This is a genomic window from Allobosea sp. TAF32, from assembly GCF_052113585.1.
GTDB lineage: Bacteria > Pseudomonadota > Alphaproteobacteria > Rhizobiales > Beijerinckiaceae > Allobosea.
This window is the reverse complement of sequence record NZ_JBFRDM010000059.1, coordinates 1-375: the sequence shown is the minus strand read 5'-3', so window position 1 is coordinate 375 and position 375 is coordinate 1. Positions and strand designations below refer to the sequence as shown.

The 375-nt window shown below is 65.9% G+C and carries 1 protein-coding gene; it reads right to left on the bottom strand.

What is annotated here, in order from left to right:
* Positions 1-35: 35 nt before the first annotated feature.
* Positions 36-375 (bottom strand): TRAP transporter substrate-binding protein DctP (gene dctP / locus AB4Z16_RS28165; protein WP_441514598.1); only part of this gene is annotated, 340 nt, incomplete at its 5' end.

Genomic DNA, 375 nt, shown 5'->3' with positions numbered 1-375 from the left:
GTATTGGGGGCGTCGGAGGTGGCGGGGCGGCGGGCTTACTTGCGCAGGCGCCGGATCTCGTCGTTGTAGAGCTTCACGGTGGCCGGGTCGTAGCTGGCCATGAAATGGTCGGTGACCGGCTTGACCACCTGCTGCATGCGCGCACGTTCCGCCGGCGTCACATCGTTGTACTGGATGCCCTTGGCGCGCAGCTCGCCCACGGCCTTCTGCGCGGCGGCGCGGCTCACCTGGCGCTGGTAGACGCGCGCTTCGTCCGCGGCCTCGTTCATGATCTTCTGCTCGGCCGGCGAGAGCTTGTCCCAGAACTTCTTGCTGACGAGCACGATGTTGGCGGCGTACACGTGGTTGGTGGCGCTCACGTACTTCTGCACTTCT